Annotated in this window: 10 protein-coding genes; 6 read left to right on the top strand and 4 right to left on the bottom strand. The window is 45.7% G+C overall.

Annotation, left to right across the window (positions count from 1 at the left end; genetic code table 11):
* The first annotated feature begins 131 nt into the window (after window positions 1-131).
* Window positions 132-452 (top strand): hypothetical protein, encoded by a 321-nt coding sequence (locus QZU58_RS02560; RefSeq protein WP_294462738.1) that lies wholly within the window; start codon window positions 132-134, stop codon window positions 450-452.
* A 137-nt stretch (window positions 453-589) separates the two neighbouring features.
* On the opposite strand, the gene QZU58_RS02555 is transcribed toward QZU58_RS02560, so the two are convergent.
* Window positions 590-1,549 carry a KpsF/GutQ family sugar-phosphate isomerase gene (locus tag QZU58_RS02555; protein WP_294462736.1) on the bottom strand — a complete coding sequence of 320 codons (960 nt, stop codon included), beginning with the start codon at window positions 1,547-1,549 and terminating at the stop codon, window positions 590-592.
* A gap of 341 nt (window positions 1,550-1,890) precedes the next feature.
* Between QZU58_RS02555 and QZU58_RS02550 the strand changes: the two genes are divergently transcribed.
* The 4 genes from QZU58_RS02550 (at window position 1,891) to QZU58_RS02535 (ending at window position 7,004) form a co-directional block, all read left to right on the top strand.
* Window positions 1,891-2,598, top strand: a complete 708-nt coding sequence (locus tag QZU58_RS02550; protein ID WP_294462735.1) for a hypothetical protein — start codon at window positions 1,891-1,893, stop codon at window positions 2,596-2,598.
* A 60-nt stretch (window positions 2,599-2,658) separates the two neighbouring features.
* Complete coding sequence (locus tag QZU58_RS02545) at window positions 2,659-3,564, top strand: hypothetical protein (protein ID WP_294494535.1); 906 nt, start codon at window positions 2,659-2,661, stop codon at window positions 3,562-3,564.
* Window positions 3,564-4,562: a hypothetical protein gene (locus tag QZU58_RS02540; RefSeq protein ID WP_294494533.1), complete on the top strand. Its 999-nt coding sequence runs from the start codon at window positions 3,564-3,566 to the stop codon at window positions 4,560-4,562. The genes QZU58_RS02545 and QZU58_RS02540 overlap by 1 nt, the downstream gene beginning before the upstream one ends.
* Window positions 4,563-4,913: 351 nt before the next feature.
* Entirely contained in the window at window positions 4,914-7,004 is a 2,091-nt protein-coding gene (locus QZU58_RS02535; protein WP_294494530.1) for a hypothetical protein, read from the top strand.
* Window positions 7,005-7,124: 120 nt separating this feature from the next.
* Here QZU58_RS02535 and QZU58_RS02530 read toward each other — a convergent pair whose 3' ends face one another.
* The 3 genes from QZU58_RS02530 to QZU58_RS02520 form a co-directional block, all read right to left on the bottom strand.
* Window positions 7,125-7,985, bottom strand: coding sequence for a hypothetical protein (locus QZU58_RS02530; protein ID WP_294494528.1), 861 nt, complete (start codon window positions 7,983-7,985; stop codon window positions 7,125-7,127).
* Between the two features lie 103 nt (window positions 7,986-8,088).
* Window positions 8,089-10,149, bottom strand: a complete 2,061-nt coding sequence (gene nadE, locus QZU58_RS02525) for an NAD(+) synthase (RefSeq protein ID WP_294494525.1) — start codon at window positions 10,147-10,149, stop codon at window positions 8,089-8,091.
* Between the two features lie 762 nt (window positions 10,150-10,911).
* Window positions 10,912-12,921 carry a DUF2813 domain-containing protein gene (locus QZU58_RS02520; protein ID WP_294494522.1) on the bottom strand — a complete coding sequence of 670 codons (2,010 nt, stop codon included), beginning with the start codon at window positions 12,919-12,921 and terminating at the stop codon, window positions 10,912-10,914.
* Between the two features lie 368 nt (window positions 12,922-13,289).
* On the opposite strand from QZU58_RS02520, the gene QZU58_RS02515 reads away from it, so the two are divergent.
* On the top strand, window positions 13,290-13,499 hold the full coding sequence (locus QZU58_RS02515; protein ID WP_294494519.1) for a hypothetical protein: 210 nt from the start codon (window positions 13,290-13,292) through the stop codon (window positions 13,497-13,499).
* Window positions 13,500-13,664: the final 165 nt, after the last annotated feature.

Raw genomic sequence — 13,664 nt, 5'->3', positions numbered from 1 at the left:
TCCTAAAAATAATAAGTTTACAGGTATCACATTTTTATAAAAGGTGCTATAATCCGCGCCATCATGAATAACACATGATATCTATTTCATAATAATTACAAATATATATTTATCTCCTTTTGGAAACTTACATGAAAAACAAATTAATATTCTCAACCCTACTGCTGAGCTCTACGGCTCAGGCGGGAATTTCCGCAGTTGATGCCGAACATCATATCGGGGAGTTCCAGACCGTGTGCGGTTATGTGGCCGATGTGGTTCCGGGAAGACATCAGACATTCATCAACTTTGACAGAAACTATCCGAATCAGACCTTCACCGTTTACATTAATCAGAACGGTTACGGTAACCTGCATAAATTCAAATCAAAGCACGTATGTGCCGACGGCGTGATTACCAGGTACAAAACCACTCCTGAAATTGTCAATCCGGACAGTATCTACATCCAGTAAGTTAAGAATTATACTTACATGATTGCAAAAAGAGCGAACACTGCGGTGTTCGCTCTTTTTTATACCCTGTCGGTTTCCGGAACCGGAAAACGCTTAAATGTGAGATAATCCGGCCGGAAATACCCTGTCTTAAAACACTATTTTCTTATGCCTGACTGGAACAGGTCGTGAATGTTGAAGGCCCCCACAACCTTATTATCGTCATCAACGACAACTAGTGCGGTAATCTTTTTCTCCTCCATGAGAACAAGCGAATCATACGCCATCTGATCAGGCTTTACCGTGTAACAGCCCTTTCTGATGAAATCACTTACAAGAGCAGTTCTGAAATCAAAACCGCGTGTAAGCGCTCTTCTGATGTCACCGTCTGTAAATACGCCGTAAAGTTTACCATCCTTATCAAGCACGATGACAAAGCCAAGTTTCTTCTCACTGACCTCGAGAACAGCCTCACCAAGAGTGTTGTCGAGTCCGGTGAACGGAATCTCTGCGCCCACGTGCATTACATTTTCGTTATGCACGAGAAGCCTGCGTCCGAGAGCTCCGCCGGGATGGCTTGCCGCAAAGTCAACCGGAGTAAAATTATTTCTTTCGGCAAGTGCAATGGCCAGACCATCGCCCAAAACCATGGTGGCAGTTGTGCTGGAGGTAGGTGCCAGATTAAGCTTTCCAGCCTCTTCGGTAATGTAGGTACACAGGTGTACGTCTGAAATCAGCGCCATGGATGACTGAGGCTTAGAAGTTATGGTGATAATCTTAATTCCCCTGCTCTTTACGATAGGCAGAATGGTCATGATTTCGGAGCTTTCTCCGGAATGGGAGATTGCTATCACCAGATCCTTTTCCTGAATCATGCCGAGATCACCGTGACAGGCTTCTCCGGGATGAACGAAAAACGCAGGTGTTCCGGTGCTTGCCATGGTGGCCGCTATCTTTGAAGCCACATGACCTGATTTGCCCACACCGGTAACTACTATTTTACCTTCACATGACTGAATCAGATCCAGAGCCTTCTGATACTCAGGCTCATCAAGATGACCGGCCATAACCTTAAGATGTTCTATTTCCTTTTCCACTACTTCTTTAATGGTATTCATCCGAATTCCCTACTCAGTATAAAAATCCTGTTCTGATTGTACCATAACGATAACGCACCTGTATCAACGCATTGCAAAATGCCGGATAAAACAAGGTAAATTCCGCTGAATTGAAATGATTTTTCCGGATTAACGGTACTGAAGGCATATTTACCTGCAGCGTATGACTTCACTTACTTAATATGAAAACGTTTCATGTTTTAACAGATAAAAATTTATTTGTTTTTGATGCCAAAATATTAACAAATAAAACACATTTAATATACAATATTACGGCCATGATATGGCCAACAATTTAGAAATTATGATTAACACATTGATTTTTCAATCGGGATAACAACATGAAAAAAACATCACTGCTGTGTGCCCTGGCTTCATCCGTCATTATCTCCGGATGCGCAGGTACACATCTTTCAACTGAGGAAGTTCATCAGTTCAGTCTGAATCACGACACCGAAGCTACTGTAAAATCAAAGCTCGGGGAGCCTTGGGAAACATTCAAGGCCGTAAATGAGGACGAAATGAAGGAGGCGATCTCAAATCTGCCGGAAATCAATACATCAGACTACATTCACAGACTTGGCGTATACACATTCAGTTTCAGTCCTTTACTCAGCCACGATAACGCATATTTTGAGCTTAACATTTTTGCATACACACCTAACGGAGTTCTGCAAGACGTAGCCGAATACACTTGTTTTACTCAAAAGGGATGTGAGGATATTCTTGAATCAGAAAAGCAGAAATACGCCGTTGAGGACTGGAAAAAACTCAATGAGGACGTAAAAGCTCTCATCAAGGATAAAAAACAGAAACAGCTCCTTGCCGAAAAACAGAAAAAAGCTGATGAAGAAAGAAAAAGACGTCTTGCTCTGGCTAAAGCCGCAAACGTAAAAAAGAAGTCGGAAGCCGCATCAGCAGGAACCGTCACTGCAGGAACGGTACAGAAAACTGTAAAAACCGAAACAACCGCAACTCCGGCAGTACCGGCCCCCGCCTCAACTGCTGAACAGCCAAAAACTGCAGTCCGCAGAAACATCAGTCTCTGATGTCCGGCAAACTTTAACACAACAGGTTAGAACAGATTATAAAACGACAAAGGAAAAAACGTGAACATCAGTAAATTATTACCTGCGTTCGGCGCATGCCTGCCGCTTTTTCTCACAGGATGCGGGGATCCGACTCTTGACCTCAGCGGCAATAAGGAAGAACAGAATAAAAGTCTTGTTGACGTGGTGAAAAGCTATGACAGTGAGGACAAGATAGCCTTCCTGTCATGGTACAAAGGCACCGATTCTCAGAACAGGATCATAGACGGAAGAAAAGCTTCCGAAATCATGAAAATCATTAGGGATGACTGGAAGAAAGACTATATCAGCAGTCAGTTCAATTCGAAGCATATCAATTTTCAGATGCACATGCTGTCCGATAACGTCAAAACCGGATGCGAAACACAGGAACCTCAGGAAAACGTTAATCAGCTCGAAATAGAAAGACGCCAGAAAGCCCAAAAGGATGCAGAGCTCTTCAGCAATATCGATTTTTCCTGTGTACTCAATCCTAACAAAGCCCAATCCCTGCTGGTTACCATAAAGAACGGCAACACTCAGTCCCTCAGCAGTTTCTCCCTGTCCGTTGACGACAACTACGCAGGTGAAACCAAAATATCCGGCGGTATTGCTCCGGGGGAAACATCCACACTGGAAGTTGAATCATATGCAGCAAGGAAAATGAAAGAAGGTTATGAATGCCATCTCAGCTCGTTAACCTTCTATGAAGCTGACGGCAGCACATACGGCATCAACGTCTATAATAAATACCATGATCCGTATGTAATCTGGGATCTTCCGGACTATGAGGATTTTGTTAAGGAAAGAACCGCCTACTACGAAGAACTGGCCGGCAAAAAAGAAGCATGTGCAGTTATCGGTGAAGCCACCGGAAAATTATCTGCTGAAGCCATTAAAAAGGCAGAAGTACTTAGTGGCATTTCAATTAATGAGGAGCAGAAATAATGAATATCAGAAATTTTGGTCTTTCACTGACAATATCAGCTCTTCTGTCCGGACTAACTATTCCTGCTTTTGCAGACAGTAACAAAGAAGAAGCAGAACGGGAACTTAAGCAGATCGAAAGCGAATACAAGGCTTTTGAAAAAAAGCTTAAGGAGTCAGAAAACAAAGAAATCAACGCTAGAACGATTTCCAAAATCAAGGCCGCCATGCTTACCTCAGAAAAGGCTCACAATGATGACGTAAAGAAACTAATGGCCTTTTTCGGACCTAACGAAGAATTCACGTCTTTCATAAACAAAACCATGGGCAACATGAGCGATGACGAACTCATCAATGCAGCCAAGGGCGATCTCAGACGCAACATGGAAAATATCGGTGACGTTACTCAGAAAATCAATGATGGTAAGAAGGCAGAGGAAATTCTTGATGCAACTGAAAAGCTGCAAAAGGCAGCCGAAAAGATTGCAAATAATTTTCCGGCACGCAGCTACGATCTGGATGATCTGATTTATCAGGACTATGTAAACAGCAAACTCGGACAGTTAAACGTGAAACTGGATAAAATACCGGATGATCCGAAATCCATTTCCCTTACGTTCAGCAACAAGACCGACCTGCTGTCATTCACGAACATCAGCATGACCATTGAAATCAAGGGCGAAGGAAGGGATGTTCCGTACTATAGTGTTAAAAACATCCAGTATCCTTTCCTCACTCCGTTAAAACCGGGAGAAGAGAGACAGGAAATCATTTCCTGCCGCACCGACTGTCAGAAAGCTTTTTCTCATGAGAACGCCTACGGAGCCATTGACGTTACCGAAAGTTTCACAAGAGTAAAGAACTCCAACCGGTTGCTTTATCTTCGCAAGGCTACGGACTGGGACAAGAGCGTCAATGCTAGAAAGCTGAAGGACATCTCAGAACGCAGGGAAAAGATTGTTGCGGCAGTTAAACTTTACGAAGAGGAAAAGAACAAACTCGAAACTCTGCTCAAGTAAATGATGACAACATTTCCCTCTGAGTTATAACGGAAACGGAATGTCTTAATTGCAAAAATCCGGTCATGCACGCTGATACGACCGGATTTTTTTTGCCTTTTACCGGCACGCCCCCCGTTTCCGCATAATGAATGGTGTTTTCTCCGGAATGCCTTTTTAACCGTACATAAGGTATAACCTTCCTCGTATTTTGAACAGTAAAAACCATCCTTTTTTTGTAAAAAGTCCGCAATAAGTATAAAATACACCTCAAGTGATTAACATTCTGTTTACTGCGTTCATACAGGGTCACAGAGTCCTGACATCCGCGATAAACAGCTAAACCAGAAATCAGATACCCAGAGTTCTGCCATGTATAATAAACCAACAGACAACAGTCAGGACGACATCGCGTCCGAAAACGGCACTGCAGCTGAAGAAACCGTGAAAATCAGTCAGAATCCGGAAAACGAGCCTGCTTCCGCAGGCTCAGAAAAAAATGCTGAAAACCAAACCACACCGCTGAACATCATAAACGAGGATGCGTCTCTCGGCGGCGAGGAACATTCTCTTTATTCCCGTTCTTTCTCCGGAGACAGTGCCCTTCTCAACTTCTTTACCAGATCCTATGAACAGATTTACCTTGAGGAATCATTCTACGGTCTCCTGCTGAGATACGGTCTGCTCATTATTGCCATAATGCTTTCCTGGGGAATTACCGGTTTCATTTCCGATGTTTCCGCGAGATGCACCTTTTCCTTCTTCATAATTTTCATTTTCGGTGCCGTTCCGCGTTTCTTCTACATCAGATACTACCGGGTGTACAGAAACAATGAAATAAAAAACGACTACAGTCCGCATTCATTTACTGACAGACTCATTTATTCAACGCGAAAGAACCTTTCGTCACTTTTCATGTTTCTGCTGTCAGGAGCTATCCTGTTCTACATTCTGGTAGCACATGCCAAAAACGGAGGACTGATCTTCCTGCAGTCATTCATCCTGTTTGCCCTGCTTAATACCGTATTTAATGTTCCGGGATGCAGCAGGCTTATGAAGGCTGACAGCAAAATCAGCTTCTTCAGATTCAACCGACGCTTCGCCGTTGCGCTCATCTGCGGTCTGGCAGGATTCGCCTCAGGTTATTTCCTGTATGAACCTTCCATATCCCTCAAAGAGGCAAACGACATAATCTTCGGTAGCTTTAACGCTGATTACCACAACAATCTGTTCGTAATTCTCATTCAGGGACTGAATTACACTGTTGCGCTTATTGACCTGACACTTTACAGTCTCACAAACGCCACATGGTACGGACTTATGAAAGCCCTGCTCATCGGCATGCCGATGGCCGTGTTCAGTGCACATGTCGCCATGATGCTCGGCATGCTTACCATGCCGTGGGACGAATTCAAAATGATAAACTCCAAGCAGGAATGGGTAAAACAGAGAAAATGTTTCCTTGTCCGCAACTGGAAGACCATTATGCTTCCTCTGTTCATGACCGTATTCATGGTTGCGTTATACGTATTCGGATACCCTCGCTACCAGCAGTATCTGGAAATGGCCAGATTGAGTGCCGCGGGACAGGTGAAGATTGAGGCCGAACTTATCGGCGGTGTCAAATACAAGCTTGGCACCCTTAAGGAAATTCAGTCCATAAAAAACAACGGGCTGAAGGAACTTCACCAGCTTATGACAACAGCCTCAACCGAAATAGACAAGCATTTTGAGGAACTTAACGATTCCGCAGAACAGTTTGTCACATGGTATAAGGCACGAAACAAGCAGTATCCGTTTACCGCCGGAGAAACACAGCTGAAGCAGTCCTTCATAAGCACGCTGAAAATAAGGAATCTTGACAATTCCCTTAACAACATGCGCAAGGACATTGCAAAGTTCGCTGAAGAAATACTCGTTTCAACCAGAGATTCCATCGACAGGGTTCTCGAGGACAACAAACTGCAGAATGAAGAAGGCGTCAAGCAGCTTAAACTCGGTCAGAACATCGATCCTGAGCTTCTCTATGAACTGGACACCGGCACCGGCAAAAACATCTATCTTAAGGGCGACCTGAGACAGCAGATTAACATGCCTAGCACCGAGTCTGTTCTTATCAAGGACTTTGACGATCCTGATTCCGAATGGTTTAACAATGCTTCATCAAAGTCAATGCAGAACATTGAGGATCAGCTGTTCGGAACCAAGACGGAAAATGACGGCAACAACGTGCAGGATCAGGATGAAGAAGGAGAAGGAGCCATCGAAGACCGACTTCTGAAGCATCTCCTGTCCATGCTTTACGCCTGCAGAGCCACAATCACCGAAAGCATGGCCGCTTCCCTTAACATGCCTCTTGAAAACGGAAACAAGAGCGTCAAAAAAGGCAGACCGGTAAACAACGCAATTATTGATGCCGAGTCAGTTACCGCTGACGAGAAGGATCCTGAACCGGAGGACTAAGCTCCGAAACCGGCAGATGCCATACCAAAATCCCGCGTTCAGCACTAGAGTGCGGGATTTTTTATGAATGTTACAAAAGCAGTATAGAAGCCGTAACATACGGCATGCGTACTTTATTGACTAGTCACCGGCAAGCTTTCTGATGAACTCAACGTCAGATGCGTCAGCTTCCTTCGCAAGCCCGCGGTTGAGCTTCTGTCTGAAATCCCTGTCCAGCTCGGACAGGAGTTTATTGGATGATTTTACCTTGGCGGCATTTACGTTCTTCACGCCCTCAATCTCAAAACCATGGGATTGGGATGCCGGCCCGCGATAGGTAAAATATTTCGGGAAAATAAAACCGTTGTCGAAGTTGGCGAACTCATCGACAGCGTAGCGGAAGTCACTTCCCTTGCAGGAGGTAAGAAGCTCCAGCTCCTTATAGTTCTCGTTTGACGGTCTGGTACAGTCGGCATCCTTTACGGAAAGCAGATATCCGGAAAGCCCCTTCACGCTGTGAAAATCAGCAAATCCGATGGCACGGCTCAGAGTACTTTCATCAGGGAAGGCGTATGCATATCGCTTATGGGTATTCTTTTCCGCAGGAACACTGAGCTCCAGCGCATAGAGTGATCTGGCGGGATACTCAACCACCCTCATTTTACGGGAGACACTTCCGCCTTTCTTCCTGACAATATCAAGAATGATGTATTCCCCCGTGGTGAGCATCGTAAATGAAGTACCGTTCGCCGACTTCTTCGTCAGTACGGCATCACCTTCGGTGGAAACATCTTCCGCACCTTCCCTAAGTCTGAAGCTCACGGCATACCCGACATTCCTGGCATTATCAATCTTTTTCATGTCAGGATTACCCAGAGACCCGGCAATTCCGAGTGCCACCAGACTGCATCCTGCGGTAAGCACGGTCAATGAGGCCGCCACAAGACATGACGCCATTCCGGAAAAAACGGAACGTGATTTTCTGAATTTAGAGTCTGTCATCCTAAATCCTCCGGATTAGTTATCCATAAAACAAATACCGATTTACCTAAGTGTCCGGCAGCTTCAGGTCGGGAAACGGAATATTCCGTCTCCGACAACTATTTTACTCAAGACCGAGACCTGACGCATAGGCGTTAAGTGCGGCCATTTCCCTGGAAAGGGCTGATGAAAGTATCGGGAAGCGTCTGAATGTCTTAGGATCGGCACTGTCCCTCTCAATGTGGAATGAGGCAGCTATTCTTTCCCTCTTCCACTGGTTACGGGTATAAAGCCTGTAATACCTGCGGACTGAATTCAGAATGCTCTGTCGGCTCATGCTTTCGGCAAATCGGCTTCTGCAGAGCTCGATAAACACTTCCTTCGGAGTAAGATTACCGTTCTGAGTCAGAGAACGAATCTCATCAAGAAGCGGATACGGCATCAGATCGCTTTCGTCAGTCTGCTCCACCGGACGCAGTTCGGCAGTCGGAGCCTGAGCAACAATGGCACTCATAGAAGCAAGTCTGAGTCTGTCCGCCGCATAAAGACGGTTGTCCTGAACAGACAGTCCCTGTTCCATTATGTAGCGGTTGATTTTCAGCACTCTTGACTTACTGATACCGCCAATAGGTGAAATCACGCCGGAAGTATCGCCGTCCATGGTACAGTATCCCACAGAGGCTTCTGAAAGATTTGAGGTGGCAATGAGAAGCTTGTTTGTGCGGTTGGCAAGCAGCCATATACCCGGTGAACGTACGCGCGCCTGAATATTCTGCAGTGCCAGGTCATCCTTTTCCCAGGTCATAGGATTATCAGGTGTCAGACTGTCGGCAAGCCTTATGTATTCCTTTACGAGTTCCGCAATTGACCAGTGGTTATGGGAGGCTCCGATTTCACAGGCAAGCCCCTTTGCGGCATTGAAGGTTACGTCGCCTGAATACTGGGAGCCCTGGTACAGGGTAACCAGCACCTTCGGCATAATCACGGTTCTGAGATAATCCTCATGTGACATGTTCTCCGGTTTGTCCTCAAAGCGGAGACCGCAGCCGGCCATGGTTTTCATGAAATTTTCGTAACCGTTGGCATTAAGTCCCTCCGCCATGGCATAGTAGACCATGGCGGCGCACAGTGCTGAGTCGGCTCCGCCGCTTAAGCTCAGTGCAAAACCGCCGGTATGGGTCTTACGCATCCAGTCCCAGAGGCCGAGAGCCACCGTTCTGGTAACCGCCTCCTCCTCATTTTCCGGAGCAAGATATACGGCACCGGAAACAGGTGTTGCATCGTTTTCCGGCCCGAAAACACAGTCAGTGAACACCACTCCGTCGGAGTAGGCGTCAGCCACGTTGAGAAGCATGCCTGAAAGCGCCCTTAAATTGCGGTTTACGCGCAGGTCGCAGGAGGCATGAAGAATTCTGTACGGAGTAAAGCTTAACCTTTCACTCACGGCCACAAGCCTGCCTCCGGAGGCAATCATGCAGTCTCCGTCATAAACGGCCCTGCCTGACTCACATCCGAGAAGATTTGCATACACATACACGGTACCGAAGGTTCTTGAGCCCTCAATAATGAAATGTGAACGCTCCTGCTGCTTGCCGATTGCGAAATGGGAAGCGCTCGGATTAAGAATGATGTCGGTATTGCGCAGATAAAGGGAACGACCAGGACGATCGGCCACCCAGGAATCCTCACAGATTTCAAAACCGATACGGACACCGTCGACAACGATCACGATGTCACCGGCAGGAACCTTCTGTCCGGCAAAATCCAGCTCAACTCTGGAACCGGCCTGCCACGGATTGAACCACCTAGGTTCGTAATGAATACCGCTGCGTGCAAGATGCTGCTTAAACACGATACCGAGCACCCTGTCCTTCGTAAGCAGAGCCACGGCGTTATAAAGCTGGCCGCCATCCACGAGATAAGGAAATCCTACGGCAAGATAAGTGTTTTCACGCAATCTTGAGGCCAGTGAAACAACAAGTGAAGGTACCTCGTGCATGATTTCGGATACGTAGAACATGTCCTCCATTCCGTATCCCGTGACCGCAAGCTCCGGAGTGAGAACCACATCGGCCCCGCCCTTTACGGCCTCACTGTAGGCCTGATAGATTAATTCAATGTTATTGTCCGTATCAAGAGGCGTAGTGTTTACCGCTACTGCCGCAATATTTAAGATCTTACGCATGACTCAGTCCGAAACTACAAAAAGATGCGGAAACTCCGAGCTTTCCGCATTTATGATTAAATTAAAACACAAAGGGATTTTACCACAACTTCCGGACAAAAAAGATAACGGATTCCCAACTTTAAGCATCTTAGAAAATCCCGGTACTCCGTAACCGCCGTGTTAAGGGGAAAGGTTAATATCATGAGGCCTTCCGGGTTAAAAACCGCCTCAGGCAGAATACCGCGGAAGGAAAAACAGAAAAAAAATTAAGTCCGAAGAAAAACTCGTAAAAAATTTCAGAAACAGAAAAAGAAAAAAGACATGACTTTTCTGTTAAAAACCATGTCTTTTTTTGCCTTGCATGTTGATGAGGTACGACGTACCCATCGCCTGTTTATTATAATTATATATCGATTTTTTATTCCGTGTTTTCGGCCAAACAGTCAAACTGTCTGATATGCACATATTAACAGCCGAACCATATAAAATCATCATAAGTTTTACAAAATATGACGTATGTATCGGGTTTTGTGTTAAATAAAATTAAAAAGTTTTAAAAAATCACACTTTTATGTAAATACAATTTCACTAAAATTCCTATTTTCTGAAAGAATATTACTGAATTTGCATCAGACTCAATTAATTACACCAATTAAATGCCATGAGAAAACGGACATTTTAACCATGTAAATCGGTTACTTTCATAAATGAGAAACTGAGCATTCCGAACGGCTCCGACAAAGAGAAAATCTTCCGGGATAAAAAACGGACAGAATATTATCAGTGCCTGTTGTTGGCATCGCTTCTCGCCTTGAGGAGTATACGCTGGAAGAGTTTCGGAACGCTCCTCTTACCGCGTCTGCGGGCCTCATCCACCACCGCAAGTGCCATACCGGGCTTGCTGCGTCTTCTGATTGCCATGTCGATGATTTTATTACGACTGAGATTTCTGGTATTGCTGACTCCGCAGTTCTGTCTGTAGACATCGGAAAAACCGAAATCATAGAGAAAATGTTCTATGTCAACGGAAGGCAACAGGGTTACGTTATCCGTTGCATCTCCGGAACCGGCACTTTTGGCATATTTCACTCCTGCCTCGTCACCGTCAGCCAGAAGATGCCAGGAAATCCCCAGCTGATTGGCAAGCTTTATGAGCGGGCCGGCACCGCACTGCGCGTATTCAACCAGCCTTATACCCTCAGCCTGCAGTCCGATACCGAGGATTGAAGCGAATTCATTTAGTAGCCATATCTCCGTTTCCCCCTCCACGAATATCCATACACGGGCAAAAAGACTCATCGGACGGTTAATGCGGATATGGAAGGCTATGCGGCGAAGCTCATCACTGTTGAATTTTTTTTCATCAATGAACCGGCAGTCCACGCCGCTGACCAGCTTGCGCATGCGCCTTATGTCTCCGAGAGCAACCGCTGAAAGCAGATCGCCGGAATTCGTGGTGACGATTTTCTGCACCGGCATGAGATCTATAATGTTCCACACATTCAGAAGAATCGTCGGATGAAGACGTGACTCTATATCTTCAAAAACCACTATCGGTCTTGCCTGACTGTCTATCCTTCGTCCTTCCAGATCATCGACGAAGGAGGCCACAATCATTGCCAGTATTATCTTGATGCTGCGCTTGCCCGAATGCATGAGCAGATTGCTTATGGAACTGAAGGCATCATTTGACACGGGCTTGAGCACTATTTCCTGAATGTCACGGCCTGTTTTTCTGTTCTTACCGCTGCGAACAGGTCTTGAAAGAGGAGGAACGATGGAGAAATAGTGTTCCAGAAGAGTGTTTATTGCCTCGAGATTTTCGGAAAGTCTGCCGTTTGTCAGCACCTCTCCGTCAGGAGAAATAATTTTCTTAAGAAATTTCGGAAGCCTTCTTTCAAGGGCATCCCAGTCTTTCCTGCCAGCATATTTTTTTCCGAAAAGCCCCGGCGGATTACCCAAATCTCCCGATGAGCCTTCCTCCCCGTTGCCGTTTCTGAAACCGAACGAATCCGGTTCGGCCTCATAATTGCCGTTCCGAAGCGGAGCAGACTCATCCTCTCCCGGATAATCAAGCCCGTGAGTGCCGCGTCTTCTGTCCCTTATTCTGAAAAGAGGATTCATGGCCAGCAGAGCCACAACCTGCTTCATCATGTTGATGTTCTGATTAAGGGGATCTCCGGAGGCATCAAGAAATGAATGATCCGTAAACACGGAACCGTTACGGTTCATGTGACCGTGAAGATAATAAAAAACCCTGTTATATGAATCCCGACATCTCACCCAGGCAGGATACAGCCTCCGGAGTCTGGTGTCCTTCAGTGCCGAACCGAGGGCCACCTCCCTGAATACCAGCACAACCGAAATATCCTTTTCACGGAGATACCTGGTACGTAAATCATCTTCCGTACGGCAGGACGGAAAATCCGTCACCTCCTTCCTGAAGTCATCCTCCACAAATTCATAAGGCACCTCTCCGTTACCGAGCACACACCAGAGAAGACGCAGCAACGAACTCTTACCCCAGGAATTCTCACCTATGAGAACGGTCTGGTTGTTAAGGTTTACCGCCAGTCTGGAAATACCGCGGTATCCCGTTATCTCAATTCTTTCCAAAAACATAACGCCGTCCCGCCTTATCTGTTTCGCTCTGATTTCCTGCTCATTCCTCTGCCGGATCCCGCCCGTTTTTCCGAAATCAGGTTCCTTATGAGTAACGACGGAATCCGCATGAATGACTTTACCGGTATTTACACCCCATATCTTCAATTTAATAACTAACGGGCTCATTACAAAGTGCCGCATGCGTTTTATGAGTGTCACGTCATACAAAAGCCGTAACAGCAATGGGAAAAACGGCTCTGTGCGCGGAATTTTGCAGCCAGCACGGACTGATTGCGACAGAAATCTCTCCTTCCTGTCATATTTAAGATACAGACTGCGCATTCATGGCAATTTTCTCTGACATTATCAACGTAAGTCTGTATGATGAAATGTAAGGCTCCTTATCCGCAGACAAATGCGAAAACTGAGTTTTACCGCATAAAACTGACGGAGACAGTTGCGTTTAACAAAGAGCGGCCGAGACGGAATTTTCCGCTGCCGGAAAGTACCGCATCTGCCGGCAAAATGATGAAAAGACAGGAATCAGTTCTGAAATGGAAAAATATAAAAACCTGAGAGCAGTCTATGAAAAATATCCCAATGCGTATTTTATCATGTACTGCGGTGAGCTTTACATTGAATACGGCACTCTGAAGGAAGATTCTCCTGAGCTTGATATCGAACCGTCGAACGGAGAAGTGGATATCTACACCTTAAATGGTGTGCTGTATGCATCATTCAACGTTGATTCTTTCTTCGATTAAAACGCTGAAAACAGCCTGCCGTCTCATCAAACGGTTTTAATGTTTTATCTCTCTGTTGTAAAATGGTAAAGTCAGTCATATGCAATCATCAGAGAGGAGTCTCAGCAGTTAATCCTCTTTAGAGAAAGAATTTTCTCTTTCATGTAATGATATACGGAAGAGAAC

Origin of the sequence: uncultured Ruminobacter sp. (assembly GCA_902764345.1) — a bacterium.
Taxonomy (GTDB): domain Bacteria; phylum Pseudomonadota; class Gammaproteobacteria; order Enterobacterales; family Succinivibrionaceae; genus Ruminobacter.
The sequence above is the reverse complement of the archived record's forward strand: the minus strand, read 5'-3'. Positions and strand labels throughout refer to the sequence as shown.

Bases quoted from the DNA above. Each gene is read 5' to 3' on its own strand.
- QZU58_RS02560 (WP_294462738.1), top strand. From the start codon at position 132: ATGAAAAACAAATTAATATTCTCAACCCTACTGCTGAGCTCTACGGCT.
- QZU58_RS02555 (WP_294462736.1), bottom strand. From the start codon at position 1,549: ATGAATACCATTAAAGAAGTAGTGGAAAAGGAAATAGAACATCTTAAG.
- QZU58_RS02550 (WP_294462735.1), top strand. From the start codon at position 1,891: ATGAAAAAAACATCACTGCTGTGTGCCCTGGCTTCATCCGTCATTATC.
- QZU58_RS02540 (WP_294494533.1), top strand. From the start codon at position 3,564: ATGAATATCAGAAATTTTGGTCTTTCACTGACAATATCAGCTCTTCTG.
- QZU58_RS02535 (WP_294494530.1), top strand. From the start codon at position 4,914: ATGTATAATAAACCAACAGACAACAGTCAGGACGACATCGCGTCCGAA.
- QZU58_RS02530 (WP_294494528.1), bottom strand. From the start codon at position 7,985: ATGACAGACTCTAAATTCAGAAAATCACGTTCCGTTTTTTCCGGAATG.
- nadE (WP_294494525.1), bottom strand. From the start codon at position 10,149: ATGCGTAAGATCTTAAATATTGCGGCAGTAGCGGTAAACACTACGCCT.
- QZU58_RS02520 (WP_294494522.1), bottom strand. From the start codon at position 12,921: ATGAGCCCGTTAGTTATTAAATTGAAGATATGGGGTGTAAATACCGGT.
- QZU58_RS02515 (WP_294494519.1), top strand. From the start codon at position 13,290: ATGGAAAAATATAAAAACCTGAGAGCAGTCTATGAAAAATATCCCAAT.